At 67.9% G+C, this 25,169-nt stretch carries 24 protein-coding genes and 2 pseudogenes; 13 read left to right on the top strand and 13 right to left on the bottom strand.

All coding sequences use genetic code 11. From position 1 onward, the window contains the following. Positions 1 to 16: 16 nt before the first annotated feature. The 5 genes and pseudogenes from tsaE (at position 17) to AC5Y36_RS12170 (ending at position 3,058) form a co-directional block, all read left to right on the top strand. A complete protein-coding gene (gene tsaE, locus AC5Y36_RS12190; RefSeq protein WP_500041161.1) occupies positions 17 to 445 on the top strand; it encodes a tRNA (adenosine(37)-N6)-threonylcarbamoyltransferase complex ATPase subunit type 1 TsaE in 429 nt (142 codons plus the stop codon). Further along, a pseudogene (gene tsaB / locus AC5Y36_RS12185) lies at positions 424 to 1,065 on the top strand (tRNA (adenosine(37)-N6)-threonylcarbamoyltransferase complex dimerization subunit type 1 TsaB); the annotation flags it as partial. The gene tsaE and the pseudogene tsaB, both read left to right, overlap by 22 nt. 15 nt (positions 1,066 to 1,080) lie before the next feature. Beyond that, complete coding sequence (gene rimI, locus AC5Y36_RS12180; RefSeq protein WP_500041198.1) at positions 1,081 to 1,554, top strand: ribosomal protein S18-alanine N-acetyltransferase; 474 nt, start codon at positions 1,081 to 1,083, stop codon at positions 1,552 to 1,554. Further along, positions 1,551 to 2,588: a tRNA (adenosine(37)-N6)-threonylcarbamoyltransferase complex transferase subunit TsaD gene (tsaD, locus tag AC5Y36_RS12175; protein ID WP_500041160.1), complete on the top strand. Its 1,038-nt coding sequence runs from the start codon at positions 1,551 to 1,553 to the stop codon at positions 2,586 to 2,588. The genes rimI and tsaD overlap by 4 nt, the downstream gene beginning before the upstream one ends. Beyond that, positions 2,585 to 3,058, top strand: coding sequence for a nuclear transport factor 2 family protein (locus AC5Y36_RS12170; RefSeq protein WP_500041159.1), 474 nt, complete (start codon positions 2,585 to 2,587; stop codon positions 3,056 to 3,058). The genes tsaD and AC5Y36_RS12170 overlap by 4 nt, the downstream gene beginning before the upstream one ends. A gap of 6 nt (positions 3,059 to 3,064) precedes the next feature. On the opposite strand, the gene AC5Y36_RS12165 is transcribed toward AC5Y36_RS12170, so the two are convergent. Genes AC5Y36_RS12165 through AC5Y36_RS12140 form a run of 6 tightly spaced genes read right to left on the bottom strand, consistent with a single transcriptional unit; the run spans position 3,065 to position 9,808 of the window. Beyond that, on the bottom strand, positions 3,065 to 4,318 hold the full coding sequence (locus AC5Y36_RS12165; RefSeq protein ID WP_500041158.1) for a DUF7373 family lipoprotein: 1,254 nt from the start codon (positions 4,316 to 4,318) through the stop codon (positions 3,065 to 3,067). Positions 4,319 to 4,325: 7 nt separating this feature from the next. Further along, on the bottom strand, positions 4,326 to 5,522 hold the full coding sequence (locus AC5Y36_RS12160; RefSeq protein ID WP_500041157.1) for a DUF7373 family lipoprotein: 1,197 nt from the start codon (positions 5,520 to 5,522) through the stop codon (positions 4,326 to 4,328). Further along, positions 5,519 to 6,718 carry a DUF7373 family lipoprotein gene (locus tag AC5Y36_RS12155; protein ID WP_500041156.1) on the bottom strand — a complete coding sequence of 400 codons (1,200 nt, stop codon included), beginning with the start codon at positions 6,716 to 6,718 and terminating at the stop codon, positions 5,519 to 5,521. Before AC5Y36_RS12155 ends, AC5Y36_RS12160 begins: the two co-directional genes overlap by 4 nt. Before the next feature lie 7 nt (positions 6,719 to 6,725). Continuing rightward, complete coding sequence (locus AC5Y36_RS12150) at positions 6,726 to 7,922, bottom strand: DUF7373 family lipoprotein (protein WP_500041155.1); 1,197 nt, start codon at positions 7,920 to 7,922, stop codon at positions 6,726 to 6,728. Continuing rightward, entirely contained in the window at positions 7,922 to 9,118 is a 1,197-nt protein-coding gene (locus AC5Y36_RS12145; protein ID WP_500041154.1) for a DUF7373 family lipoprotein, read from the bottom strand. Before AC5Y36_RS12145 ends, AC5Y36_RS12150 begins: the two co-directional genes overlap by 1 nt. 45 nt (positions 9,119 to 9,163) lie before the next feature. Then, positions 9,164 to 9,808 (bottom strand): C39 family peptidase, encoded by a 645-nt coding sequence (locus AC5Y36_RS12140; protein WP_500041153.1) that lies wholly within the window; start codon positions 9,806 to 9,808, stop codon positions 9,164 to 9,166. A 236-nt stretch (positions 9,809 to 10,044) separates the two neighbouring features. Here AC5Y36_RS12140 and groES point away from each other — a divergent pair, with 236 nt between their 5' ends. Then, the gene (gene groES, locus AC5Y36_RS12135) at positions 10,045 to 10,347 is read left to right on the top strand and encodes a co-chaperone GroES (RefSeq protein ID WP_003929249.1); all 303 of its coding nucleotides are present in this window, start codon (positions 10,045 to 10,047) and stop codon (positions 10,345 to 10,347) included. Positions 10,348 to 10,450: 103 nt separating this feature from the next. Beyond that, positions 10,451 to 12,070: a chaperonin GroEL gene (gene groL / locus AC5Y36_RS12130; RefSeq protein ID WP_500041152.1), complete on the top strand. Its 1,620-nt coding sequence runs from the start codon at positions 10,451 to 10,453 to the stop codon at positions 12,068 to 12,070. Positions 12,071 to 12,156: 86 nt separating this feature from the next. Here groL and AC5Y36_RS12125 read toward each other — a convergent pair whose 3' ends face one another. Then, on the bottom strand, positions 12,157 to 13,170 hold the full coding sequence (locus AC5Y36_RS12125; RefSeq protein WP_500041151.1) for a PE-PPE domain-containing protein: 1,014 nt from the start codon (positions 13,168 to 13,170) through the stop codon (positions 12,157 to 12,159). 156 nt (positions 13,171 to 13,326) lie between these two features. On the opposite strand from AC5Y36_RS12125, the pseudogene AC5Y36_RS12120 reads away from it, so the two are divergent. Then, positions 13,327 to 14,137: pseudogene (locus tag AC5Y36_RS12120) on the top strand (adenylate/guanylate cyclase domain-containing protein); the annotation flags it as partial. Positions 14,138 to 14,222: 85 nt separating this feature from the next. On the opposite strand, the gene AC5Y36_RS12115 reads toward AC5Y36_RS12120, so the two are convergent. Together AC5Y36_RS12115 and sodC are read right to left on the bottom strand one after the other, a co-directional pair. Then, positions 14,223 to 15,242, bottom strand: a complete 1,020-nt coding sequence (locus AC5Y36_RS12115; RefSeq protein ID WP_500041150.1) for a PE-PPE domain-containing protein — start codon at positions 15,240 to 15,242, stop codon at positions 14,223 to 14,225. A gap of 58 nt (positions 15,243 to 15,300) precedes the next feature. Next, positions 15,301 to 16,131: a superoxide dismutase[Cu-Zn] gene (sodC, locus tag AC5Y36_RS12110; protein ID WP_500041149.1), complete on the bottom strand. Its 831-nt coding sequence runs from the start codon at positions 16,129 to 16,131 to the stop codon at positions 15,301 to 15,303. A gap of 136 nt (positions 16,132 to 16,267) precedes the next feature. Here sodC and AC5Y36_RS12105 point away from each other — a divergent pair, with 136 nt between their 5' ends. After that, entirely contained in the window at positions 16,268 to 17,041 is a 774-nt protein-coding gene (locus AC5Y36_RS12105) for an enoyl-CoA hydratase (RefSeq protein WP_500041148.1), read from the top strand. 10 nt (positions 17,042 to 17,051) lie between these two features. Here AC5Y36_RS12105 and AC5Y36_RS12100 read toward each other — a convergent pair whose 3' ends face one another. The 3 genes from AC5Y36_RS12100 to AC5Y36_RS12090 form a co-directional block, all read right to left on the bottom strand. Beyond that, positions 17,052 to 17,987 carry a lytic transglycosylase domain-containing protein gene (locus AC5Y36_RS12100; RefSeq protein ID WP_500041147.1) on the bottom strand — a complete coding sequence of 312 codons (936 nt, stop codon included), beginning with the start codon at positions 17,985 to 17,987 and terminating at the stop codon, positions 17,052 to 17,054. Then, positions 17,987 to 18,388 (bottom strand): styrene oxide isomerase, encoded by a 402-nt coding sequence (locus AC5Y36_RS12095; protein ID WP_500041146.1) that lies wholly within the window; start codon positions 18,386 to 18,388, stop codon positions 17,987 to 17,989. The genes AC5Y36_RS12100 and AC5Y36_RS12095 overlap by 1 nt, the downstream gene beginning before the upstream one ends. Positions 18,389 to 18,454: 66 nt before the next feature. Beyond that, complete coding sequence (locus AC5Y36_RS12090) at positions 18,455 to 18,754, bottom strand: WhiB family transcriptional regulator (protein WP_500041145.1); 300 nt, start codon at positions 18,752 to 18,754, stop codon at positions 18,455 to 18,457. Between the two features lie 363 nt (positions 18,755 to 19,117). On the opposite strand from AC5Y36_RS12090, the gene AC5Y36_RS12085 reads away from it, so the two are divergent. After that, positions 19,118 to 19,900: a hypothetical protein gene (locus AC5Y36_RS12085; RefSeq protein WP_500041144.1), complete on the top strand. Its 783-nt coding sequence runs from the start codon at positions 19,118 to 19,120 to the stop codon at positions 19,898 to 19,900. Positions 19,901 to 19,913: 13 nt separating this feature from the next. Here AC5Y36_RS12085 and AC5Y36_RS12080 read toward each other — a convergent pair whose 3' ends face one another. Then, entirely contained in the window at positions 19,914 to 20,318 is a 405-nt protein-coding gene (locus AC5Y36_RS12080) for a DUF5319 domain-containing protein (protein WP_500041143.1), read from the bottom strand. A 123-nt stretch (positions 20,319 to 20,441) separates the two neighbouring features. Here AC5Y36_RS12080 and guaB point away from each other — a divergent pair, with 123 nt between their 5' ends. From guaB to AC5Y36_RS12065, 3 genes are all read left to right on the top strand, one after another. Next, a complete protein-coding gene (gene guaB, locus AC5Y36_RS12075; protein ID WP_500041142.1) occupies positions 20,442 to 22,034 on the top strand; it encodes an IMP dehydrogenase in 1,593 nt (530 codons plus the stop codon). Positions 22,035 to 22,172: 138 nt separating this feature from the next. Beyond that, the gene (locus AC5Y36_RS12070; protein ID WP_500041197.1) at positions 22,173 to 23,300 is read left to right on the top strand and encodes a GuaB3 family IMP dehydrogenase-related protein; all 1,128 of its coding nucleotides are present in this window, start codon (positions 22,173 to 22,175) and stop codon (positions 23,298 to 23,300) included. 103 nt (positions 23,301 to 23,403) lie between these two features. Beyond that, positions 23,404 to 25,140 carry a GMC oxidoreductase gene (locus AC5Y36_RS12065; protein ID WP_500041141.1) on the top strand — a complete coding sequence of 579 codons (1,737 nt, stop codon included), beginning with the start codon at positions 23,404 to 23,406 and terminating at the stop codon, positions 25,138 to 25,140. Positions 25,141 to 25,169: the final 29 nt, after the last annotated feature.

Genomic DNA, 25,169 nt, shown 5'->3' with positions numbered 1-25,169 from the left:
GGCGACGCTGAACAGCATGGCCGACACCGTCGCGCTGGGCTCCCGGCTGGGGGAGCAGTTGCGTGCCGGCGACGTGGTGGTGCTCTCGGGGCCGCTCGGTGCCGGAAAAACCGTGTTGACCAAGGGAATCGCAACCGCGATGAACGTCGACGGGCCGGTCACCTCACCCACCTACGTGCTGGCCCGGGTGCATCCGGCACGCCAGGCCGGTGCGCCGTCGCTGATTCATGTCGACTTCTACCGGTTGCTGGATCAACACGGCGCCGATCTGTTGGCCGAACTGGACTCGTTGGATTTGGATACCGACCTCGAAGACGCCGTGGTGGTCGTGGAATGGGGCGAGGGCCTGGCCGAGCGACTCTCCGAACGTCATCTCGACGTCCGGCTCGAGCGGGCCGCTGACTCCGAGGTGCGCACCGCGACATGGCAGTGGAGCCGGCCGTGAGCGGCGTGGTGTTGGCCCTGGATACCGCGACCCCGGCGGTCACCGCGGGCCTGGTACGTGTGTCTGATACGAGTGCGGTGCTGGCCGAGCGGGTCACGCTGGACGCCCGGGCGCACGCCGAACGACTGACTCCCAACGTGCTTGCCGCACTGGGGGATGCGGGTTTGACGATGGGCGACATCGACGCGGTCGTGGTGGGCTGCGGGCCCGGCCCGTTCACCGGGCTGCGGGTGGGGATGGCCACCGCGGCGGCCTACGGGCACGCCCTGGGGATCCCCGTGCACGGGGTGTGCAGCCTGGACGCCATCGCAGCGATGATCCGGCAGGAAGCGCCGAGCGAGGTGTTGGTGGTCACCGACGCACGGCGCCGCGAGGTGTACTGGGCGCGCTACCGCGACGGTCAGCGGGTACACGGGCCGGGCGTGAGTGCACCGCCTGCCGTCGACGTCGGTGCGGCGCTGGCGGTGGCCGGTTCACCCGAGCACGCCGCGCTGTTCGGCCTGCCGGTGCTCGACGTCAGCTACCCGACGGCGGCCGGACTGGTTGCGGCGGTGAGCGACTGGGACGCCGAGCCGCAACCGCTGGTGCCGTTGTATCTGCGCCGCCCCGACGCCAAGCCGTCCGTCGGCAGCCCGGTGAGCATCGACCGACTGGGCCCCCGCGACGCGGCCCGGTGCGCGGAGCTGGAAGCCCTGCTGTTCGACGGCGACGACCCGTGGCCGGAGGCGGCGTTCATCCGCGAACTCGACGGCCCGCACACCCATTACGCGGCCGCGCGGATCGCCGGGAGGCTGGTCGGCTACGCCGGCGTCATGCGGCTCGGCCGCAGCGCACCCTATGAGTACGAGGTGCACACCATCGGGGTGGACCCGGCCCATCAGGGCCGCGGAATTGGGCGCCGGCTGCTGGCCGACCTGCTGGACTTTGCCGACGGCGGCGACGTCTACCTCGAGGTCCGGACCGACAATGCGGCGGCAATCGCGCTGTATCGGTCCGCGGGCTTCGAACAGGTCGGGCTGCGCAAACGGTACTACCGGATCAGCGGCGCCGACGCGTACACCATGCGGCGAGTGGGAGCACCTCCCGCTTGCGGGGGAGGAACATCGTGACCACAACTGTGCTGGCCATCGAAAGCTCGTGTGACGAAACGGGTGTCGGCATCGCCCGACTCGACGCCGACGGCTCGGTGACCCTGCTGGCCGACGAGGTGGCGTCCAGCGTCGACGAGCACGCCCGGTTCGGCGGGGTCGTTCCCGAGATCGCGTCGCGGGCCCACCTGGAAGCGTTGGGGCCCACCATGCGCCGTGCCTTAGCGACCGCGGGAGTCCAACGCCCCGATGCGGTCGCCGCGACCATCGGACCCGGCCTTGCCGGTGCGCTGCTGGTGGGGGTCGCGGCGGCCAAGGCCTACGCGGCGGCCTGGGGGGTGCCGTTCTACGCGGTCAACCACCTCGGCGGGCATCTGGCCGCCGACATCTACCAGCACGGACCGCTGCCGGAGTGTGTCGCCCTGCTGGTGTCCGGCGGCCACACGCACCTGCTGCACGTCCGCTCGCTGGGCGAGCCGATCATCGAACTGGGCAGCACCGTCGACGATGCGGCCGGAGAGGCCTACGACAAGGTGGCCCGCCTGCTGGGGCTGGGCTACCCGGGTGGTCGGGTGCTCGACGAGTTGGCCCGAACCGGCGACCGCGACGCCATCGTGTTCCCGCGAGGCATGACCGGGCCCCGCGACGAACGGCATGCATTCAGCTTCTCCGGACTGAAAACCGCGGTGGCACGCCACATCGAGAAGAATGCGGCCGATCCCGAGTTCTCGCCCGCCGACGTGGCGGCCGGTTTTCAAGAAGCGGTCGCCGACGTGCTGACGATGAAGGCGGTGCGCGCCGCGACCGAACTCGGGGTGTCCACGCTGCTGATCGCCGGCGGTGTGGCGGCCAACTCCCGGCTCCGCGAGCTGGCCGAATCACGCTGCGCGGCGGCAGGAGTGACGCTGCGGATCCCGGCGCCCCGGCTGTGTACCGACAACGGCGGCATGATCGCCGCCTTCGCCACCCAACTGCTCGCGGCGGGCGCCTCGCCGTCCCCGCTGGAGGCCGCCACCGATCCGGGTCTACCCATCGTGCGGGGGCAGGTGGCATGACCGCGATCGCCCGGGTCGCCGACCGACTCGCCATCACCGACCTGCTGTACCGCTACGCGGAGCTGATCGACGCCGGGGATTTCGACGGGGTGGGACAGCTGCTGGGGCGGGCCAGTTTTGCCGGCACGCGGTCACCTCAGACGTCGAGCGCTCAGGCGATCGCGCAACTGTTCGCCAAGTCCACCCGCCGTTACCCCGACCAGGCGAACACGCCGCGCACCCGTCACCTGGTACTCAATCCCATCGTCGTGATCGAATCCGATCGGGCCGCCGCCGCGCGATCCACCTTCTGCGTCGTTCAAGCCACCGAGGCATTACCACTGCAGCCCATCGTCGTCGGGCGCTATTTCGACACCTTCGGCTGCGACGACGACGGTTGGTACTTCACCGAACGCCGGGTTGACGTCGAAATGGTCGGAGACGTCTCGGCGCACCTGATGTTCGACCCGGAGCAGTTCAAGAACCGCTGAGCTGCATCACTTGCTGGTCAGCATCAGATACTGCGCCGCGACCAGCTGGTGGGCCGCCTGCTCCTGGGCCGCGGCCACCTCGATCGCGTACCGGTCGGCACTCGCCACGCAGTAGTGAATGGTGGTCCCGGTGTTGTGATCCTCATGGCTCAGGCATTGGGCGGCGGGCATCCCCGCGATACCGGCCGCCTTGAGGTACTTGCCGTTACCCAGCCCTTCCTGGGCGGCCTGGGTGGCGAACGCGTCGACGATCTTCTGGGCCGAGGCAGGGTCCGGGGTCTGGTACACACTGGCCCGGCCCGAAGTGACCAGCTGCAGATGCGCGGCGTCGAAGGTGCTCTGGGAGCGGATCGGGTTGGCGTGGAAATGCAGTTCGCCGTGCGGTTGGTAGGCGCCGTTGTTGACCGTCATCTGCTCCGGCTCCGGCGCCACGGTGCGAACCAACAGCCCGTCGGGATCGACCGGCAGTTCTTGGAGCTGATCGACGGGGGTGGGCTTGAACCGGTCGATCAGCGGGCCCTGCTTGTCCAGTGTGGTGGCGACCAGTTCGGCGGCCGCATCGGCGCCGTCCTTCGAATATGCCTGCTGGCAAAGCACATAAGTGCCGTGCGCGGTATAGGCGAGTACTTTGGCGCCGGCCAGCGCATCGAAGCTCACCGCCGAGGTCGCTGGCGAGCGCGGGATGGGGATCGGCCGCGTCGCCTGCGGGGCGATCGCCGCGAACCCCTGCACACTGGCGCTGGCCGCCGTCATTTCGGCGGCGGCAGCGCTGGCTTCGTCGGGGCTCGGGAACCGTAAGACGAGATTTACCAGAGACTTCTGGTCGTTCTCCGCCTTCTGGGGGCCCTGGTAGTGGTGCCGGCTGCTGCTGAAACCGACCACGAAATTGCGTGCGCCGGCGGCGGCGCCGATCGGCTCGCCGTCGCCCAGGATGGCGTTGAGAGCATTGGTGTCCTTGACGACTCCGCTCAAGCCCATGACCTGTTCGGAGTCGATCAGCGTGGGGTCGACCTCCCACGGCCCGACGACGTTGGTGGCCATCCGCCGCGCCTCGATCCATGCGCCTTTACGGGGATCCCCGACGGCGCCCAGGGCGGGCTGCGGTTTGGTGGGATAGTTTCCCGGATCCAGCTGTGCGACATCAACGGCTCCGTTTTGGGCGCTGGTGGTGGTGGCGGGCGAACCGGTGACCGTCTTGCCGCATCCGGACAGCAACGCGACCATCGCGACGACTACGCCGAGTGTTCCGACTACCCTCATCGCACTCTCACTTCCCGGTCAACATCAGGTACTGGGCTGAAATCTTTTGGTGGGTATCGCGTTCCTGCTGGCTGGCTACCTCGATGGCGTATCGGTCGGCGACGACCAGGCAGTAGTACGGCGTGGCGCCGGATTCCGCCGGCTTGAAACACCTGCCGCCGGGCAGACCGCCGATACCGGCGGCCGGAACGAATTTGTGGCCGTCCAAGCCGACTTCGGCGACATCCGCGGCGAACCCGTCGACGATCTTCTGCGCAGAACCGACATCGGGGGTCTGGTAGACGGTTGCGGCGCCATGGCTGACCTGTTGCAGATGCGCACTGTCGAATACCGGCTTGGTGCGGGTCGGATCGTTGTCGCGGTGCAGTTGTGCGCGCGGCTCGCTGACCCAGCCGTCACCGGTGCCAGATGGGATGGTGCGCGCCAGCAGGCCGTCGGGGTCGATCGGCAGGTCTTTGAGCTGATCGGTCGGGGTGGGCTGGAACTGGTCGATCAGCGGCGCCTGCCGGTCCAGCACGGTGGCGACGAGGTTGGTGGCGGGATCGGTGCTGTCCCTCGAACTCGAAAACTGCCCCAGCACATACGGGCCGTGTGCGGTGAAGGCCATGGTCGACCAGTGCCCCTTGTCGTCCCAGAGGTGCGACATCGCGGAGGTTTCCGGATGGCGGGGTATCGGAGTGGGTTGATAGGGGACCGGGTCGCCGCCGGGTGTCGCCGGCGTATTGGCGCCTTTGCCGGCCATGTCGATGGCCGCTGTGGCAGCATCCGCGGCAGCAGGGAACCGCAACACCACGTGGATCAGGCTTTTCCCCTGAACGGGCGAGGTGCGTTGGGTGGCAAAGCCCGCGATCAGACGGTGCGCGACGGCGACGCCGCCGACACCGACGCCGAAGATCTGGTCCAGCAGTTTCGCGTTCACCGTGTCGGCCATGGAGCCCGGCACCAGGGCAGGGTCCACCTCCCACGGGCCCACCACATAGTTGGCCATCCGCAGCGCTTCAAGTACTTGACCGTGCTGGGCGTCGGTGGCCTTGCCCAGCGGCGGGCCCGCCGTGGTCGGATAGTTGCCGGGATCGAGCTGAACCAGATCGACCTCGCCGGCTGGGGCCGGCACGGTCGTCAACGCCGGCGAGCCGGGCACGGTGCTGCTGCAGCCCGCCAGGACAGCCGCTATCGCAGCAGCGGCGCTCGCGGCCTTGATCATTTTCCGGTCAACATCAGGTACTGGGCCGAAACTTGTTGGTGGGTATCGCGTTCCTGAGTCGCCATCACCTCGATCGCGTAGCGGTCGGCGACGGCCAGGCAGTACGACATTGTGGCAAGCCCGGGAGATCCGCTGTTCGACAGGCATTTCGATCCGGCTAGGCCGTCGATGTCGGCGGCCGCGACGAACTTTCCGAAGCCGAAGTCTGATTCGGCGACCGAAGCGGCGAAGGCGTCGACGATCTTCTGTGCGGAGGCCGCGCCGGCGGTCTGATAGACCGTTGTCCGGCCCTTTGCCACCTCCTGCAGGTGGGCGTCGTTGAACAGCTTCTGGGAGCCGATCGGGTCGTTGTCGAAGTGCAGTTGGGCCTGCGGCTGATAGATCGCGCCGTTGTCTTTGTCGGGGGGCAGGGTGCGGGCCAGCAACCCGTCCGGGTCGATCGGCAGGTCTTTGAGCTGATCGACCGGGGTGGGCTTGAACCGATCGATCAACGGCCCTTGCCCGTCCAGGGTGGCGGCGACGAGGTCGGCGGCGGCGTCGGCGCTGTCCTGCGCACTGGCGAACTGCGCCAACACAAACGGTCCGTGAGCGGTGAACGCCGCGACGTACCAGCGCCCGATCGGGTCCGAGAAGTGGGTCAGCCCGGAGGTGTCCGGGTAGCGGGGAATGGGAATGGGTTGGCTGGTGATGGTGGCCCCCAACGCGCCCTCGTCGGCACTGGCGGCGGTCATATCGGTGACGGCGGCGGCGGCGTTCGCGGGGTTGGGAAATCGCAGCACGGCGTTGACCAGACTCTTGTGTTCCACGCCGCTGGAGCGGCCCGAGGTGAACACGGCCAGCAGGTTGTGATTCTGGGCTGCCGCGGTGGTGGGTCCGCCGAACGTCAACTCGAACATGCCGGGCCATTCGCCGGCGTTGGCGGCGTCGACCAGCGTCGGATCGACCTGCCACGGCCCCAGCACGTTGTTCGCGAGCCGCGCGCCCTCCAAGCCCGCTGCTTTGCCGGTGTCGCCGGCCCGGCCGAGTGGCCCCCGCGGTGTGGTCGGGTAGTTACCCGGATCGAGCAGGGTCAGGTCGACGTCGCCGGCTGCCGCCGGAATCGTCGTTTTGGCGACCGAGCCCTCGACGGTGCTGTTGCAGCCTGCCAGGAGCACCGCTGCGACTGCGGCGGCGGCCCCGGCTCGGGCTGCCTTCATGGCGTGCTCACTTCCCGGTCAGCATCAAGTACTGGGCCGAAACTTGTTGGTGGATATCGCGTTCTTGAGCGGCGGACACCTCGACGGCGTAGCGGTCGACGACCGCCAGGCAGTAGAAGGAGGTGTCGCCCGCCGTGGTTCCCTTGCGCGTCAAGCACTTGGAGCTGGGCAGTCCTTTGACACCGGCAGCCGGGACGAACTTGGCCGTCCCCGCCCCGGTTTTGGAGACGTAGGCGATGAAGCCGTCGGCGATCTTCTGCGCGGACCCGGCATCCGGCGTCTGGTAGACGTTGACCCGGCCCTTGGCCACCTCTTGCAAGTGGGCATCGTTGAACAGCTGCTGGGAGCCGACCGGATCGGTGTCGAAGTGCAGCTGTGTTTGCGGCTGGTAGACCACACCGTTGTCGCTGTCGGGAGGCAGGGTGCGGGCCAGCAGCCCGTCGGGGTCGATCGGCAGGTCCTTGAGCTGCTCGGTCGGGGTGGGCTTGAACTGATCGATCACCGGCCCCTGCTTGTCCAGGGTGGCGGCCACGAGTTCGGTCGCGGCCTCGGCGTTCTCCTTCGAATCCGCGTACTGGGAAAGCACATACGGGCCGTGCGCGGTGAATGCCTGCACCGCCCATTTGTTCAGGGTGTCCCAGAAGTGGACCAGCCCCGAGCTTGCCGGATACCGGGGAATCGGGATCGGGTCATAGGGAACCACATCACCGAACACCTCGGCGTTGGCGCTCGCGGCGGCCATCTCGGTGGCTGCCGCGGCGGCGTCTTCGGGGCTGGGGAACCGCATCACCGCGTTGACCAGACTCTTCTCATCGGTGCTGCTAGAGCGGCCCGTCGTGAATACGGCGACCAGCTGATGGTTCTGGGCGGCCTTGACCGCGGCCACACTGAACGGCATGGCGAAGTTGCTCGGCTTCTCCCCGGCCTGGGGGTAGGCGACCAGCGTCGGATCCACCTGCCAGGGACCCAGCACGTTGGCGCCCATTCGCGCACCCTCGAGGAACGCTCCGGTGTGCGCGTCACCGGCCGCACCCAGCGGGCCGCGTGGTTTGGTCGGGTAGTTGCCCGGATCCAGCAGTGCCAAATCGACCTCGCCGGCCGGTGCGGGCACCGTCGTCATCACCACCGAGCCCGACACCGAAGTGCTGCAGCTCGCCAGGACCGCTACCGCGGCGGCGGCGATACCCGCCCGCGCCCCCCTCATCATTTGCTGGTCAACATCAAGTATTGGGCCGAAACCAGTTGGTGGGCAGCGCGTTCCTGGCTGGCAGCGACCTCGACGGCGAACCGGTCGGCTACCGCAACGCAGTAGAACGACGCCTCGGTCGCCGACGGGGCCTTCTGGGTCAGGCATTTCGCGTCGGGCAGCCCCTTGACTCCGGCAGCCGCGACGAAGCCGTGTTGAGCGGATTCACCGGCGAACCCGTCGACGATCTTCTTCGCCGATGCGCCGTCCGGCGTTTGGTACACCTGGACCTTGCCGGAGGCGACCTGCTGCAGATGGGCGTCGTCGAATAACGTCTTGGTGCGGATCGGGTCGTTGTCGAAGTGCAGCTGGGCGACGGGCCCGAACACCGTGCCGTTGCCCTTGTCGAGGGGCAAGGTGCGCGCCAGCAGCCCGTCGGGGTCGATCGGGAGGTCCTTGAGCTGATCGGCCGGGGTGGGCTTGAACTGGTCGACCAGTGGTCCCTGCTTGTCCAGTGTGGTGGCGATGAGTTCGGCGGCGGCTGCCGCGCTCTCCTTGGAGCTCGAGTACTGCGAGAGCACATAGGACCCGTGCACGGTAAACGCCTCGACGGACCATTTCCCGAGCGTGTCCCAGAAATGCGACATCCCCGAGGTGGCGGGGTAGCGGGGAATGGGCAGCGGGTCATAGACGATCGGGTCGCCGAGCACCTCGGAGGTGGAACTCGCCGCGGCCATCTCGGTGGCTGCGGCGGCGGCCTCCTCGGGGCTGGGGAACCGCATCACCGCATTGATCAGGTTCTTGTCTTCTGCGGCCGTTGAGCGGTTCGTCTTGAAAACGGCCAGCAGCTGATGCGCCAGGGCGGCCTTGGTGGCGGCGACGCTGAACGAGGAGGCGAAGTCGCTGGGCCGCTCGCCGGCATGCGGGTTGGTGATCAGCGTCGGATCCACCTCCCAGGGGCCGACGACGTTGTTGGCCAGGCGGGCGCCCTCCAGAAAGGTGCCGTTGTGCGCGTCGCCGGCCGTGCCCAGCGGCTGCAGCGGTTTGGTGGGGTAGTTGCCGGGGTCCAGCAGCGCCAGGTCGACGGCCCCCGGCGGCGCGGGCACGGTTGTCTTTGCCACCGAGCCCGCGACCGTGGTGCTGCATCCCGCCAGTGCCGCCGCCAGCGCGGCGAAAAACAGGCCGGTGGACAGCCGGCGCATGGTGCTGGGCATGACGGTGAGCCTACCTGCGTGGCGCGGCCCGTCTGGGCGGCGAAATCAGTTGCCGGTTTCGCGGGTCACGACGAGCAGATTGTTGCCCGTTTCCCAGGCCTGCGTGAACGTTGCCAGCGGGATTTGCTCATCACGGCCGTTGGGGGTGCCGCTGTCGTTGAGGTGGACCACATCGTCTCGGGTGTCCACGCCGGTCACCACCACCGCGTGGTCGGCCGCGGTCCGGTCCCCCTGGCCCTGCGGGTAGTTCCAGATGGTTTCGGCGTTGAGCCCGGCGATCACCTTGTGGCCGCTCGCCAAGTCCTGTTCCAGGCCCTCCATGGTGTTGCCGGTGGTCAGGTCCGAGGTGATGCCGTAGTGCGTCAGCAACTGGACCATGTCCTCGGGTGAGGTGCCGTCGAACTCATAGATCTGGCCCTGGTGGGATCCGCTCTTGGTGAAAAAGCCCCGCATCTCGATACCCATCTGCGAGGGTTCGTGGCCGGTGAGCTGGCCGACCACGTCGGCGACGGCCATCAGGCCGCAGTCCTGCTGATGTTGGTAGCGCCAGTAGGGGGCGGCGGCCCCGGGATCGCCGTACATCTGGCCGTTCGGGTCGGCCTGGGACAAACCGGGCAGGAGCAGGGCGGTTGCGGCGATCAGGGTCGCCGTGGTGGCGACGCGGGCCGCCGTGAGGAAACGGACCAACATGTCTGAAGAGTATTCGCCGACCACCGGCTTGTGCGCCATACCGCGAGCAGCACAAGCCCGACCTTGAGTGCTAGCACTCGCGTGTATAGAGTGCTAGGTGGCAGTCGTGCAGTCCCCGCGCCGGCACCCGCGACGACGGTGCGAGGACCCGGACGAATGCCACAGCATCTGGTAATTCCGACGGGTCCGGGGAACAGCCCCGGGCCCATACCCTGATCAAGTGGAGGGCTCCAATCGTGGCGAGCGTGAACATCAAGCCACTCGAGGACAAGATCCTCGTACAGGCCAACGAGGCCGAGACCACGACCGCATCCGGTCTGGTCATCCCGGACACCGCCAAGGAGAAGCCGCAAGAAGGCACCGTCGTCGCCGTCGGCCCCGGCCGTTGGGACGAGGACGGCGAGAAGCGGATTCCGCTGGACGTGTCCGAGGGTGACGTCGTCATCTACAGCAAGTACGGCGGCACCGAGATCAAGTACAACGGCGAGGAGTACCTGATCCTGTCGGCCCGCGACGTGCTGGCCGTCGTCTCCAAGTAATTCGCCGAATAATCACCGTGTTCCGCCCCGGAGATCCCCGTGAGCCAGTCTGGTTCGGGGGCGATCTCCGGGGCGGGATGCGTCAGGAGTCAGGAAATACCAAATGAGCAAGCTGATTGAATTCAACGAATCCGCGCGCCGCGCCATGGAGGCCGGGGTCAACAAGCTCGCCGACGCCGTGCGCGTGACGCTGGGTCCGCGCGGGCGCACCGTGGTGCTGGCCAAGGCGTTCGGCGGCCCGACGGTGACCATCGACGGCGTCTCGGTTGCCCGCGAGATCGACCTGGAAGACCCGTTCGAGAACCTGGGTGCCCAGCTGGTGAAGTCGGTGGCCACCAAGACCAACGACGTCGCCGGCGACGGCACCACCACCGCCACGGTGCTGGCGCAGGCGCTGATCAAGGGCGGGCTGCGCAACGTCGCCGCCGGCGCCAACCCGATCGCGCTGGGCGCGGGAATCGCCAAGGCGGCCGAGGCCGTCTCCGAGGCGCTGCTGGCCGCGGCCATCCCGGTCTCCGGCAAGGAGTCCATCGCGCAGGTGGCCACCGTGTCCTCGCGTGACCCCGAGGTCGGCGAAATGGTCGGTGAGGCCATGACCAAGGTCGGCGGCGACGGGGTCGTCAGCGTCGAGGAGTCCTCCACGCTGAACACCGAGCTGGAGATCACCGACGGCGTCGGCTTCGACAAGGGCTTCCTGTCGGCCTACTTCGTCACCGACTTCGACTCGCAGGAAGCGGTGCTCGAGGACGCCCTGATCCTGCTGCACCGCGACAAGATCAGCTCGCTGCCCGACGTGCTGCCGCTGCTGGAGAAGGTGGCCGAGTCGGGCAAGCCGCTGCTGATCGTGGCCGAGGACGTCGACGGCGAGGCATTGTCGACGCTGGTCGTCAACGCCATCCGCAAGACGCTGAAGGCCGTCGCGGTCAAGGCGCCGTTCTTCGGTGACCGGCGCAAGGCGTTCCTGGAGGACCTTGCCGTCGTCACCGGCGGGCAGGTGGTCAACCCGGATGTGGGCCTGCTGTTGCGTGAGGTCGGGCTCGACGTGCTGGGCTCGGCGCGTCGGGTGGTGGTCAGCAAGGACGACACCGTCATCATTGACGGGGCCGGCGGCGAGGCAGCGATCACCGGTCGCGCCAAGCAGCTGCGCGCCGAGATCGAGGCCACCGACTCCGACTGGGACCGCGAGAAGCTCGAGGAGCGGCTGGCCAAGCTGGCCGGCGGGGTGGCCGTGATCAAGGTCGGGGCCGCCACCGAGACCGCTTTGAAGGAGCGCAAGCACCGCGTCGAGGACGCCGTGCACGCCGCCAAGGCGGCGGTCGAGGAGGGCATCGTGGCCGGCGGCGGCACCGCGCTGGTGCATGCCCGCGCGGCGCTGTCGGGGCTGGCTTCCTCGTTGAGCGGTGACGAAGCCCTGGGCGTGGAGGTGTTCTCCGCCGCGCTGAGCGCGCCGCTGTACTGGATCGCCACCAACGCCGGTCTGGATGGCGCGGTGGTGAGCGCCAAGGTGGCCGAGCTGCCGGCCGGGCATGGCCTGAACGCGGCCACGCTGACCTACGGCGATCTGGCCGGCGGCGGCGTCATCGACCCGGTCAAGGTGACCCGTTCGGCGGTGCTCAACGCGGCGTCGGTGGCCCGGATGGTGCTGACCACCGAGACCGCTGTCGTCGAGAAGCCCGCCGAGGAGGCCGACGACGGCCACGGCCACCACGGCCACGCCCACTAGGCAGCGCGAGCAGACGCAAATGTGCCCATTTCCCGCAGGAAATGGGCACATTTGCGTCTGCTCAGCGGAACAGCAGCCGGCTGGGATCAGTACGAGTTGGTGAACAGCATCACCAGCGAGTCCCACAGGCTCGTGAATGGATCGCTGTTGGCGACGCCGTGCTCGAGCAGCGCGCTGAGCCAGGCGTCGAACGGATTGATGTCGTCGTCGTTGATGTCGACGTAGGTCAGCATGCCGTCGGTCGTGGTGGTGGCGTCGGCGATCTGCTCCGGGGTCAGCCCCAGGTACTCCACATGCGAGCCGAAGATGTTCCCTAGCGCGCCCCAGAAACCGTTGGCGGCGTAGGAATCCACCCAGTTCGCGACCGGATCGGTGGGCAGGCTGTAAATGGTGGTCGGGTACAGGTCATTCGGTGTCGAGCTGCCGAGGCTGGCATCCATACCGGTGAAGCTGAGTATCTGATCCGTCAACTTGGTGCCGAGAGTGGCGTCCATCGCCGCTTCCAGGTGTTGCCACACGCCGTCCGGGTTGGAAGGATTGCCGATGAACACGAAATGCAATGCTTCGGAGGGGATTCCGTACTCCGCGAGTCGTTCCATGGCCATCGACTCAGCGGTGGCGCTCTGTGAGTATCCGAAGATGGTCAGCGGATGATCGGCGTCGAAAGCACCTGGGAATGCTCTGAATTCGTTCTCCACGGCGAGGACGATGGCGGTCGCGTCGGCCTGGTTACTCTGCTGGAACAGCTCGGGCGTGGTCAGCACCTGCAGCGGGGCACTGCACGGATCGGTGCCGTCCATGTGACAGACCATCGAATCGGTCGAGCCGCCGTTGAAGCCCAGCGCGTTCAGGTACAGCGCTTCGGCAGAGCGGGCGTAATCCAGCGACGGCGTCGGCTGGCCGGTTCCGCCGAGGATCAATGCCGTGACGCTGCCCGACAGCGGGCCAGTGCTGGCCAGCAGTGCCGCCGCGGAGAGCAGCGGACCGACGGGTTGACTGGTCGCGGCACCGGTCGTGGCAACGACCACACCGACCGCGGCTATAGCGGCTATCGCTGCGAACCGCATCGGTCGGCGCTTGAACCGCATCACGTGAGCCATGAGGACCTCTCCGCTGTGTCTCACATGTGATTATCACATTCTCATTTTTGAGTCCAGCGTTCTCCTAAGGTCGGCGCGCTATTCGAGTGACGCCCCGAGGATGCCGGTCATGCGGATGACTTCCGCGGTTGTCGTCGGTGGAGTGCTCGCGCTGGTGTTGGGGTCGTCTTCTCGCCCTCCCTGCGGCCGATTCGCGACCTGGCCGAAGGGACCGAGCGCGTTGCGGCTGGGGATTACAGTCAGCGTCTGCCGGTGGTTCAGGACGACGATCTCGGTGCGCTGGCGGCGTCGTTTAACCGCATGCAGGCGGGTTTGGCCGAGCGGCAACGACTTCAGGCCGCATTCGGAACGTATGTGGATCCCGGCGCTGGCGGCGCGGCTGCTGGAGCAGGGTGACGATGTCTTCACCGGGGAGCGTCGCGAGGTGACGGTGATGTTCGTCGATGTGCGTGACTTCACCCCGTTCGCGGAAGCGAACAGCGCCGAGGACACCGTCGCCCGGCTCAATGCGCTGTTCGAGATCGTCGTACCTGCTGTCGTCGACGCCGGTGGCCATGTCAACAAGTTCCTCGGCGATGGTGCGCTGGCGGTTTTCGGTGCGCCCAATGATCTGCCGGGTCACGCCGACGCCGCCGTGGCCGGCGCTGTGCTGATTCATCGCCTGGTCGCCGAGCGTTTCAGCGGGGAGCTTCGGATCGGCATCGGGATCAACACCGGCGTGGTGATCGCCGGCACGATCGGTGGGGGAGGCGAGCTGGAGTTCACGCTGATCGGTGACGCGGTCAACGTCGCCTCCCGCGTCGAGCAGCTCACCAAGGCCACCCGCGACGCGATCCTGTTGACCGGCCAGACCGTGGACGCCATGGCCACCCGGCCAGCCACGCTTGTCGACCGGGGATCGCATGAGCTCAAAGGCAAGTCGGCTGCGGTGAAGGTCTACGGCCTCGACCCCACAGTGAGAAACTGACGGCCTAGATCCGGGGATCTTCGAGACGTAAACCTCTGCGACCCCGTACGGTGTGTCGTCGCACAGGTTTAGGTGTCGCAGCCGCTCAGAACACGTTGGTGAAAAACAGTTCCAGGGAGTCCCACAGGCTCTGGAACAGTCCGCTGTTGGCCGCCCCGCCGAAGAACACCGCATCGATCCAGGCGTCGAAGCCGTTGATGTCGGCATCGGAGATGTCGATGTAGGTCAGGGCGCCGTCGAGCGAGGTGGTTGCGTCGGCGACCTGCTCGGGTGTCAACCCCAGGTACTCCACGTGCGGGCCCAAGATGCTCAGCAGGGCGCCCCATAGGCCCTCGGAGGCGTAGACGTCTGCGAAGTTGGGGACCGGATCGCCGGGCAAACCGTAAATGGTCGCCGGGTACAGGTCAGTCGGTGTCAGGGAGCCCAGGACCTCGGTCATGCCGAACGTCTTGAGCGCCCAGTTCGTCAGGTCGGGGCCCAGCGTCGCGTCCATGGCCGCTTCCACGTGTTGCCAGATGCCGTCCGGGGTGGAGGGATCGCCGATGAACACGAAATGCAGAGCGTCGCTGGGGATGCCGGCGTCGGCGAGCCGGGTCATGGCGATCGACTCGGCGGTGGCACTCTGCGAGTAGCCGAAGATCGTCAGCGGGTGCTCGGCGTCGAATGCGCCCGGGTTCGCATGGAACTCGTTCTGCACGGCCAAAACGATGGCCGACGCGGCGGTCAGGCTGCTCGGGCCCTGCTGGATCAGTTCCGGTGTGGTCAGCACCTGCAGGGGGGCGCTGCACGGGTCGGTGCCGTCCATGTAGCAGACCGTCGAGTCGGTCGCGCCGGCGTCGAAACCCAGCGGGTTCAAGAACAAGTCCTCGGCGGACCGCGCGAATTCGGGCGACGGCGTCGGCTCGGTGGTTCCACCGAGGATGAGCGCCGTCTCGCTGCCCCACAGCGGGCCCTCGGCCGCCAGCAGCGTCGCCTCGATACGCACGGCCGGGCTGGTCGCCGCGACGGCCGCGGCAACCACGACGCCGACGGCGGCAACCCGGGCGACCGCGTGCCGGGTTATCGACCGCACCAGCACGTCGTCATGGCGCGCCCCCTGGACCATCGCCCTTGCTTATCACATTCTGGGGACGCGCTCAGGGTTTTGCGTTTGCTGGGCCGCTTCAGCCGCCGGGAGGAACGTAGGCAGGGGAGCTGGGCGGCGCCGTCGTCGTGACCGCCGTGGTGGGCGCGGTCGTGACGCTCGGGGCGCTGGTGACCGTGACGGTACTGGTGCTGGTGGTCGGTGGGGGCACGACGACGGTGGTGGTCACCGTGCTGACCGAAGGTGAGGTGGTGGAGGGGGCTGTCGTCGTGGCCGCCGCGGCGATCACACCGCAGGCCACCCGCGCCCCCGAATCACCGGTGGCTTCGGTCTCCTGATCTGGACCCGGCGCACCGTTCTCTTGGGTGTAGCGGGCGGTCGGGATATTGCCGAAGTTATCCGGGTCCCGGTGAATGATCAGCGCGCTACCCGAGCTGTTTCTGAGATCCGCCGCGGTGAACGACTTGGTCGTGGTGACGAGTTTCGCCGAGCCGTCGGGGCGCACTTCCAATGAGGTCAGGTCCCCGCTGGCCGGATAACCGGTGTGGCCGGGCGCCTGGTAGTGGCCCCCAGCAGAGTTGAAGTCCCCGGCCGCACCGCCCGTCGGGGCAACCGAACCGGCCTCACAGGTTCCCACCGAGTGGACATGCAGGCCGTGGAAGCCCGGCGTCAGGATCTGGTTGGGGCCGGCTTCGACCGTCACCGTCACATAGTCGTTCGCGAAATCGAATGTGGCGGTGGCGACCTGGGTCCCGTCGGCGCTCTTCAACTGGGTGGTGATGTTCTCCGCACCGGGCGCGGCGGTGGCCGGTGACGTATCGGGCTGGCTGCTGTTGTGATCTGTGCATGCGCCTAACGGTGCGAAGGCCGCCGCCAACATCGCGACCGCAAAGGCTACGCCGCTTTTCATTGGCTGGAATTACCCGAATTCACGCAGGTCAAAACGGACCGGTGCCGGCACAACGCGGCGGCGGCGACGTTGCGTCGGTGCTAGCGTCCGGAGGACATCCATGTGCGGGATGCGGCTATCGAGTGAGGCCCATGCGATGCAAGAACTGCTGCTGCGTGAACACCGCGATGGCCGCGGTGTCGTCACACTGACACTCAACCGGCCCCAGGCGTTCAACGCCTTGTCCGAGGAGATGCTTGCCGCACTCGGTGACGTCCTCGACGCGCTGGCCAAGGATGACACCGTGCGCGTCGTCGTGCTCGCGGCGTCCGGCACGGCGTTCTGCGCCGGGCACGACCTCAAGGAGATGCGGGCCGAGCCGTCGCTGGGGTACTACCAGCGCCTGTTCGCACAGTGCACGGCCGTCATGCTGTCGATCCAGCGCCTGCCGGTCCCGGTGATCGCGCGGGTGCAGGGGCTGGCCACGGCCGCGGGCTGCCAACTCGTCGCGATGTGCGACCTCGCGGTGGCCAGCGATGACGCGCGCTTCGCGGTCAGCGGCATCAACGTCGGACTGTTCTGCGCGACGCCGGGGGTGGCGTTGTCCCGCAATGTGCCTCGCAAGGCCGCCTTCGAGATGCTGGTCACCGGCGAGTTCATCGCTGCCGATCAGGCCCGGGCATTGGGCCTGATCAACACGGTGACCTCAGCCGAGGCGCTCGACGCCGAGATCGAGTCGCTGGTCGCGCGCATCGTCGCGAAACCGGCGGTCGCCGTCGCGATGGGGAAGGCGCTGTTCTACCGCCAGATCGAGGCCGGCATCGAGGCCGCCTATGCGGACGCGGGCTCGACGATGGCCTGCAACATGATGGATCCCAGTGCGCTGGAGGGTGTCCAGGCCTTCATCGACAAGCGCCCTCCCGCCTGGTGAGCGGCGTCCGCTACTGCGGGTGGGTCGCCAGATAGTCCCCGACCGGGATCGGGGACGTGGCGGCGTAACCGATGGGCAGCAACACATCACCGGCGGTGGTCACGTAGTACACGTCCCACCGGTAATAGCCGGTGAACGCGGCGGGATCGGCGGCGAGCACCGCCGCGTACTGATTGACCGCCTGGACATACTGGTTCGAGTGGTTGTAGCGGTGGATGGCCCGATCATGGTCGGCGGCAAAGCCGTTCGCGGCGAGGTAGCGACCGGCCGCCATGATGCTGTCGTGAGGTGAATGGATATCGGTGCCTTCGCCGTAGGCGGCGAACGTCGAAGGCAAAAACTGCATGGGGCCCTGCGCGCCGGCCGAGCTGTCACCCTGGATGCTGCCGAAGCGGGTTTCCACCAGGTTGATCGCGGCCAGGAAGTTCCAGCCGACGCCGGAGGCCGACTCCGCTTCGTGGTAGTAGTTGAGCAGTTCGCCTGCCGGAGCAGGAGACTCGATGTGCCAGGGCGGCACGGTGTCCTTCGCGGGTGTCATCGCCTGCAGCTGACGGCGGGCATCGATATTGCGGGTGTAGACGTCTAATAGGGACGACGGGATACGCGGCTGGGTGACCGCATCCCATTCGGGGTGACGCCCGATTGCGCGGTAGGCGGCCTGCTGGCGACGCGCGGCCGCCGCCAGAGTCGGCTCGGTCGCCGACGGGTCGCGCAGCGCAAGTTCGTCGGCGACGAGGTCGTCGGCCAGCTGCGCGGGATCCGACGCCAGCTGCGGCTGTGCACCGGCGGGAACGATCACCGCCCTCGTCGACCCGGTGGCGGGCACGGCCGTCGCAGGCGTTGCCGCGGTGGGCGTGTCGCGCACGGCTCTTGGTGGTGCCGCGGACTGCCCGCAGCCCGCGAGCGCGAACGTGATCACGGCCAGAACCAGCAGCCAGCGGGTCATCACAGCCCCACCATAACGATGCCCACGCCGACGATGATCGCCACCGCGAGTGAGATCAGCAGAAAACCGACGAAGCGTTCCCTGCCCGCCGAAGCGTGGTGGTCGCCACTGGCGATCGGCGCGAATTTGCGCCCGGCGCCCCATGCCGCCGCCAGCAGCGTCGCCAGCCAGTTTGCGTAGGCGGCGTAGACGATCAACGCGGCCGCCGTCACCCCCCATGCGCGCGGCAAGTCGATGTGCGGCCAGAGCAGCCCGAGCAACGCGAGGAACATCCCGTTGAGTACTGCCTCGAGGTGGCTCGAGAGCCCCATTCGCGGGTTCTTCAGGAGAGGGACGACGAGTCCGGTGAGCAAGCCGAGCAGGAACAGCCCCAGCCCAAGCCGGAACAGCAAAGTCTCCATGCCGGCAACGGTATCGACCTGGCCGCGCCCGCGTGTCGAAACGCTGGCGCACCGCGCGGGTGGCCGCTAGGCGCTGCGGCGCACGCCGCGCATGTTGCGCTTGAGCATCAGGTCGCGTTCGCTTTCGGACAACCCGCCCCAGATCCCGTAGGGCTCGCCGACCTTGAGTGCGTGCGAACGGCACTGGGTGATCACCGGGCAGGTCCGGCACAGTTCTTTGGCGCGCCGTTCACGCTGCATGCGTGCGCGGCCCCGTTCACCGTCCGGATGAAAAAACACCGAGGAATCAACACCGCGGCACACGCCGTGTAGTTGCCAATCCCAAATATCGGCGTTGGGTCCGGGGAGTTGCTCTGGCATGGGCATGTCATACCCCTCTCAAGACGCGGAAGTGTGCAACCGATTTGCAAACGGTGTCGCCGATGACCACTCGTCGCACAAGCTATTGGAGCGCAGGAAATCTCGTCAACACGGTTGCCGCACCGCGGCGGCATAACCGCAGGCCAAGAATTTACATCGCGTTCATCGTTAGGACGTGGCCGCGATGTTTTGCGGACCGAAAGCGGCCATCAGAACAGGCTTGGAAATGAATATTCCCTGTTCGTCTTCGGGGCGTGCGGCCCGCCGAGCACCGGCTGCGCGAATTTATTAATATCGCCGTAACCCGAAAACCACAAACAATTAACTGATGTGTCTGTCACAGTTCGGGGTTGGTAGCGTCGCTAGCCGATGAACCCGCTGACCGCCGCCGCGTTCGGGGCACAACCCGCGGCTTGGCCGCTGCCGAGCGCGACGACGCCGCGGCAACGCTGGCTACGTGCCGTGGCGGCCGGCGGACAGGGCCGCTACGGCAGCGCACGAGCCGACCTCGCCGCCCTGTTGCGCGACACGTCCGCGGGGCCACTGGTCTCACTCGCACACAGCACCGAGGGCTCGTTTCTGCGTCAGCTCGGCTGGCACGACCTGGCCCGCGGCTGGGACGGGCGGGCCTTGGCGCTGGCCGGCGACGATCCGGAGGCGGCCGGCGACGCGCTGATCGGGCTGGCCGCCGACGCCCTCGGTGTCGGCCGGTTCGCCGTGTCCGCGGTGTTACTGAACCGGGCCGACGATGTGCTGGCGTCACCGGGTACGCCGGCCCGGTTGGCGGTTCGCCGGTCGTGGGTGGCAGGCGAACTGGCCATGGCCATGGGCGACGGAGTCACCGCGGTGCGCCACGCCGAGCGCGCGGTCGAGCTGGCCCAGGACACGGCCGGGGTGCGGCACCGGGTCAAAAGTGAGGTCGTGCTGGCCGCCGCGCTGTGCAGCAACGGTGCCCTGGATCGGGCGCGGGCCGTCGCCGACGCCGCACTGGACGCCACCGGTCAGTGGGGGCTGGTTCCGCTGCGCTGGGCACTGGCCTGTCTGCTGGCCGACATCGGCAGCGCAACCCGTGCAAAGAAGGACGTCGCAGAAATCCGGGACATCAGTGCAGCACAGGTGCGCGACGGCGGCGGCCGGTGGCGTGAGCGCTGACTCGCGCTGAAGGTCAGCGGTACCCGTCGGTTTCCGACGTCGCCTCGTTCAACGACGCATCGGCGTAGCCGCGGCAGTAATCCCAGGTGACGTAGGCGTCCGGTTCGGGGTCATAGGCCGGTTCGTGCGGGCGTACGGTGCCGTCGACCAGCAACTGCAGCAGGTTGGCGCGCAGCATGTCCCAATCGTGGTAGTGGTCCTGCTGGCATTCGTCGCAGCAGACGACCAGGCCGCGAATTCCCCTATGCGCCAACAACGCCTCGTAGACCGCCAAGTCCGCCAGGTCGGCCTCCACAGCCGTCCGCTCCTGCGGGTCCAGCGGTTGGCCCGGCTCGATCGCATCCAGCGCCGCGGACGGATCATGCGGGTCGTCAGCAAAGGGATCGGGCGGCAAACCCGGCGGGAGGTGGTCGCGCACGCTTCTACAGTACTCAGCGGTACAGGTTTAGCGCCAGCAGACAGGGGGTGTGGTGGCCTCCAACATGGATTCCCGCGCTGATTAAGATGGGGCATTCAGCCGCGTGTATGGAGGCAGCACCCGATGTCCCTTGAGGCCAGCATCCCGATGGTGATCCCGCACGCCGGTGTCGGTGGCAGTGTTAGTGGCGTGGCTCACGACCTGGTGCCGACCGGCGGCGACAATCCGGACAAGATCGCGATGCTCGGGTTGACCTTCGATGACGTGCTGCTGCTGCCCGCGGCCTCCGACGTGGTGCCGGCCGGCGCCGACACCTCCAGCCAGCTGACCCGCAAGATTCGGCTGCGGGTGCCGCTGGTCAGCTCGGCGATGGACACCGTCACCGAGGCGCGGATGGCGATCGCGATGGCACGGGCCGGCGGCATGGGGGTGTTGCACCGCAACCTGCCGGTCACCGAGCAGGCCGCCCAGGTCGAAACCGTCAAACGGTCCGAGGCGGGCATGGTGACCGACCCGGTGACCTGCACGCCGGAGAACACGCTGGCCGAGGTGGACGCGATGTGCGCGCGGTTCCGGATCTCCGGGCTGCCGGTGGTGGACAAGGATGGGCAACTCGTCGGGATTATTACCAACCGCGACATGCGCTTCGAGGTCGACCTGGACAAGCCGGTCGCGGAGGTGATGACCAAGGCCCCGCTGATCACCGCGCAGGAAGGCGTCACCGCGGACGCCGCCCTGGGACTGCTGCGCCGCCACAAGATCGAGAAGCTGCCGATCGTGGACGGCCACGGCAAGCTGACCGGGCTGATCACCGTCAAAGACTTCGTCAAGACCGAACAGCACCCCAACGCCACCAAGGACAGCGACGGCCGGCTGCTGGTCGGCGCGGCGGTCGGTGTCGGCGACGACGCCTGGGTGCGGGCGATGACCCTGGTCGACGCCGGGGTCGACGTGCTGATCGTGGACACCGCGCACGCCCACAACCGGCTGGTGCTCGACATGGTCGGCAAGCTCAAGGCCGAGGTCGGCGAGACGGTCGAGGTGGTCGGCGGCAACGTCGCCACCCGGGCCGGGGCTGCTGCCCTGGTCGAAGCCGGTGCCGACGCGGTCAAGGTCGGCGTCGGTCCCGGCTCGATCTGCACCACCCGCGTCGTCGCCGGGGTGGGCGCCCCGCAGATCACCGCCATCTTGGAAGCAGTGGCGGCGTGTCGCCCCTCGGGCGTGCCGGTGATCGCCGACGGCGGGCTGCAGTACTCCGGAGACATCGCCAAAGCGTTGGCCGCCGGCGCCTCCACCGCGATGTTGGGCTCGCTGCTGGCCGGCACCGCCGAGTCGCCGGGCGAACTGATCTTCGTCAACGGCAAACAGTTCAAGAGCTATCGGGGGATGGGCTCGCTGGGGGCCATGCAGAACAGGAGTGCGACTGGAGCTGGCAGGTCCTACTCCAAGGACCGCTACTTCCAGGACGACGTGCTGTCCGAGGACAAGCTGGTGCCGGAGGGCATCGAGGGCCGGGTGCCGTTCCGGGGTCCGCTGAACACCGTGATCCATCAGCTCACCGGCGGGCTGCGGGCCGCGATGGGCTACACCGGCGCGGCCAGTATCGAAGCGCTGCAACAGGCGCAGTTCGTCCGAATCACCGCCGCGGGGCTCAAGGAAAGCCATCCGCACGACATCACCATGACCGTCGAAGCGCCCAACTACTACGCGCGCTGACGTGATGCTTGTGCAGTTAGCCGCACCAAGCCGCTGCCAGTGTGCGGATTCATCCGCCGGCCGCGGCGTGTCGCGTATGAAATCGCACACTCGACGCTGATGTTCGAGGAGAAGTGAGGATGACCACCCATGCGTGACATGGTCGAAATCGGGATGGGCCGCACCGCGCGGCGCACCTACGAGCTGGACGACATCAACATCGTGCCGTCCCGGCGTACCCGTTCCTCGCAGGACGTGTCGACGGCCTGGCAGCTGGACGCCTACCGGTTCGAGATCCCGGTCGTCGCGCATCCCACCGACGCGCTGGTGTCACCCGAGTTCGCCGTCGAGATGGGCCGCCTCGGCGGGCTGGGCGTGCTCAACGGGGAAGGCCTGATCGGCAGGCACGCCGACTTCGCGGAGAAGGTGGCCCGAGTCGTCGAGGTCGCCGCCAAGGAACCCGACCCGTCGGCGGCGATCCGGCTGCTGCAGCAACTGCACGCCGAGCCGCTGGATCCCGACCTGCTCAGTGCCGCGGTGGCCCGGGTGCGGGAGGCGGGGGTGACCACGGCGGTGCGGGTCAGCCCGCAGAACGCGCAGGCCCTGACCCCGGCGCTGCTGGCGGCCGGCGTGGACCTGCTGATCGTCCAGGGCACCATCGTCTCCGCGGAGCGGGTGGTCAGCGACGGGGAGCCGCTCAACCTCAAGACGTTCATCGCCGAACTCGACATCCCGGTGGTCGTCGGCGGGGTGCTCGACCATCGCACCGCCCTGCACCTGATGCGCACCGGCGCGGCGGGCGTCATCGTCGGCTACGGCTCCACCTCCGGTGCCACCACCTCCGACGAGGTGCTGGGCATTTCGGTGCCGATGGCCACCGCCATCGCCGACGCCGCGGCTGCACGGCGTGAATACCTCGACGAGACCGGCGGGCGCTACGTGCATGTGCTGGCCGACGGCGACATCCACACCTCCGGCGAGCTGGCCAAGGCGATCGCCTGCGGCGCCGACGCGGTGATGCTGGGCACGCCGCTGGCTGCATCGGCCGAGGCGCTGGGCGATGGCTGGTTCTGGCCGGCCGCGGCCGCGCACCCGTCGTTGCCGCGCGGCGCCGTGCTGCAGATCGCCGTCGGTGAGCGCCCGTCGCTGGCCCAGGTGCTCAGCGGCCCCAGCGACGACCCGTTCGGCGCGCTGAATCTGGTCGGTGGTCTGCGCCGGTCGATGGCCAAGGCCGGCTATTGCGACCTCAAGGAGTTCCAGAAGGTCGGCCTGACCGTCGGCAGTTAGCTTCGTCCCCGCGAGCAGACACAAAATCGCACGTTTCGGGCCGAATTTGTGCGATTTTGCGTCTGCTCACGCAAGGAAGTTACCCCCCGGTAGGCTGCTGCCTATGGAGCCGGATTACGACGTTCTCATCATCGGTTCGGGGTTTGGGGGCAGCGTCAGCGCACTGCGGTTGACGGAGAAGGGGTACCGCGTCGGTGTGCTGGAGGCGGGCCGCCGCTTCGCCGACGCCGACTTCGCCAAGAACTCCTGGCATCTGCGGGACTTCCTGTGGGCGCCGAAGCTGGGCTGCTACGGCATCCAGCGCATTCATCTGCTCAACAACGTGATGATCCTGGCCGGGGCCGGTGTCGGCGGGGGCTCGCTGAACTACGCGAACACGCTGTACGTGCCGCCGGACCCGTTCTTCAACGACCCGCAATGGCGGCACATCACCGACTGGCGCGCCGAGCTGACCCCGCACTACCAGCAGGCGCAACGGATGCTGGGTGTGGTGCAGAATCCGACGTTCACCGACGCCGACCGCATCGTCAAGGAGGTCGCCGACGACATCGGCGTCGGCGACACCTGGGTGCCGACCCCGGTCGGGGTGTTCTTCGGGGTCGACGACGTCAAGATGCCGGGCCAGACGGTGCCCGACCCGTATTTCGGCGGGGCGGGCCCGGCGCGCACCGGCTGCATCGAGTGCGGTGAATGCATGACCGGTTGCCGGCACGGCGCCAAGAACACGCTGGTGAAGAACTACCTGGGCCTGGCGGAATCAGCTGGCGCACAAGTGCATCCGCTGACCACGGTGACCGGGTTCGAGCAGCGGCCGGACGGGCTGTGGCAGGTGCAGACGGTGCGCACCGGCCTGCGGGCGCGCCGGGGACGCAAGACCTTCACCGCGACGCATCTGATCCTGGCCGCCGGCACCTACAACACCCAGAAGCTGCTGTTCAAGATGCGTGATAGCGGAAAGCTGGCCAATCTTTCCAGCAAACTGGGCGTGCTGACCCGCACCAACTCCGAGTCCATCGTCGGCGCCGCCACGTTGACGGTCAGCCCGGATCTGGACCTGACCCACGGGGTGGCGATCACCTCCTCGATTCATCCCACCTCCGACACCCACGTCGAGCCCGTCCGCTACGGCAAGGGATCCAACGCCATGGGCCTGTTGCAGACCCTGATGACCGACGGCAGCGGTCCGCAAGGCACCGATGTGCCGCGCTGGCGCCAGCTGCTGAACCAGGGGCGGGAAGACCCGCGCAACATCCTGCGGCTGCTGAACCCGAAGGACTGGAGCGAGCGCACCGTCATCGCGCTGGTTATGCAACACCTGGACAACTCGATCACCACCTTCACCAAACGCACCAAGCTGGGCTTCCGCCGCTATTCGAGCAAGCAGGGGCACGGCGAGCCGAACCCGAGCTGGATCCCGGTCGGCAACGAGGTCACCCGCCGCATCGCCGCCAAGATCGACGGGGTGGCCGGCGGCACCTGGGGGGAGCTGTTCAACATCCCGCTCACCGCGCATTTCCTGGGCGGTGCGGCGATCGGGGCCGACGCGGAGCACGGCGTCATCGACCCCTACCAGCGGGTGTACGGCTACCCGACCCTGGCGGTGATGGACGGCGCGGCGGTCTCGGCCAACCTCGGCGTCAACCCGTCGCTGTCGATCACCGCGCAGGCCGAGCGGGCCGCGTCGCTGTGGCCCAACAAGGGCGAGGCCGACCTGCGGCCCGCCCAGGGCGAGGAGTACCGCCGGCTGGAGCCGATCGAGCCGAAGCACCCGGTGGTGCCCGCCTCGGCGCCCGGCGCCCTGCGGTGGGGGCGTAACGAGCCGGCCAGTTCCGCGGGCTGAGCCCACCGACGCCACGACTAGGATTCTCG

The organism is Mycobacterium sp. NGS50 (assembly GCF_059812545.1).
The sequence above is the reverse complement of the archived record's forward strand: the minus strand, read 5'-3'. Positions and strand labels throughout refer to the sequence as shown.

Excerpts from the sequence above, each read along its gene's own strand:
- AC5Y36_RS12160 (WP_500041157.1), bottom strand. The coding sequence starts at position 5,522 with ATGATCAAGGCCGCGAGCGCCGCTGCTGCGATAGCGGCTGTCCTGGCG.
- AC5Y36_RS12170 (WP_500041159.1), top strand. The coding sequence starts at position 2,585 with ATGACCGCGATCGCCCGGGTCGCCGACCGACTCGCCATCACCGACCTG.
- AC5Y36_RS12100 (WP_500041147.1), bottom strand. The coding sequence starts at position 17,987 with ATGACCCGCTGGCTGCTGGTTCTGGCCGTGATCACGTTCGCGCTCGCG.
- AC5Y36_RS12155 (WP_500041156.1), bottom strand. The coding sequence starts at position 6,718 with ATGAAGGCAGCCCGAGCCGGGGCCGCCGCCGCAGTCGCAGCGGTGCTC.
- sodC (WP_500041149.1), bottom strand. The coding sequence starts at position 16,131 with ATGAAAAGCGGCGTAGCCTTTGCGGTCGCGATGTTGGCGGCGGCCTTC.
- AC5Y36_RS12125 (WP_500041151.1), bottom strand. The coding sequence starts at position 13,170 with ATGGCTCACGTGATGCGGTTCAAGCGCCGACCGATGCGGTTCGCAGCG.
- AC5Y36_RS12145 (WP_500041154.1), bottom strand. The coding sequence starts at position 9,118 with ATGCCCAGCACCATGCGCCGGCTGTCCACCGGCCTGTTTTTCGCCGCG.
- tsaE (WP_500041161.1), top strand. The coding sequence starts at position 17 with ATGGCCGACACCGTCGCGCTGGGCTCCCGGCTGGGGGAGCAGTTGCGT.
- AC5Y36_RS12140 (WP_500041153.1), bottom strand. The coding sequence starts at position 9,808 with ATGTTGGTCCGTTTCCTCACGGCGGCCCGCGTCGCCACCACGGCGACC.
- AC5Y36_RS12085 (WP_500041144.1), top strand. The coding sequence starts at position 19,118 with ATGAACCCGCTGACCGCCGCCGCGTTCGGGGCACAACCCGCGGCTTGG.
- AC5Y36_RS12095 (WP_500041146.1), bottom strand. The coding sequence starts at position 18,388 with ATGGAGACTTTGCTGTTCCGGCTTGGGCTGGGGCTGTTCCTGCTCGGC.
- AC5Y36_RS12115 (WP_500041150.1), bottom strand. The coding sequence starts at position 15,242 with ATGGTCCAGGGGGCGCGCCATGACGACGTGCTGGTGCGGTCGATAACC.
- AC5Y36_RS12090 (WP_500041145.1), bottom strand. The coding sequence starts at position 18,754 with ATGCCCATGCCAGAGCAACTCCCCGGACCCAACGCCGATATTTGGGAT.
- guaB (WP_500041142.1), top strand. The coding sequence starts at position 20,442 with ATGTCCCTTGAGGCCAGCATCCCGATGGTGATCCCGCACGCCGGTGTC.
- AC5Y36_RS12165 (WP_500041158.1), bottom strand. The coding sequence starts at position 4,318 with ATGAGGGTAGTCGGAACACTCGGCGTAGTCGTCGCGATGGTCGCGTTG.
- AC5Y36_RS12070 (WP_500041197.1), top strand. The coding sequence starts at position 22,173 with ATGGTCGAAATCGGGATGGGCCGCACCGCGCGGCGCACCTACGAGCTG.
- AC5Y36_RS12150 (WP_500041155.1), bottom strand. The coding sequence starts at position 7,922 with ATGAGGGGGGCGCGGGCGGGTATCGCCGCCGCCGCGGTAGCGGTCCTG.
- AC5Y36_RS12105 (WP_500041148.1), top strand. The coding sequence starts at position 16,268 with ATGCAAGAACTGCTGCTGCGTGAACACCGCGATGGCCGCGGTGTCGTC.
- AC5Y36_RS12065 (WP_500041141.1), top strand. The coding sequence starts at position 23,404 with ATGGAGCCGGATTACGACGTTCTCATCATCGGTTCGGGGTTTGGGGGC.
- groL (WP_500041152.1), top strand. The coding sequence starts at position 10,451 with ATGAGCAAGCTGATTGAATTCAACGAATCCGCGCGCCGCGCCATGGAG.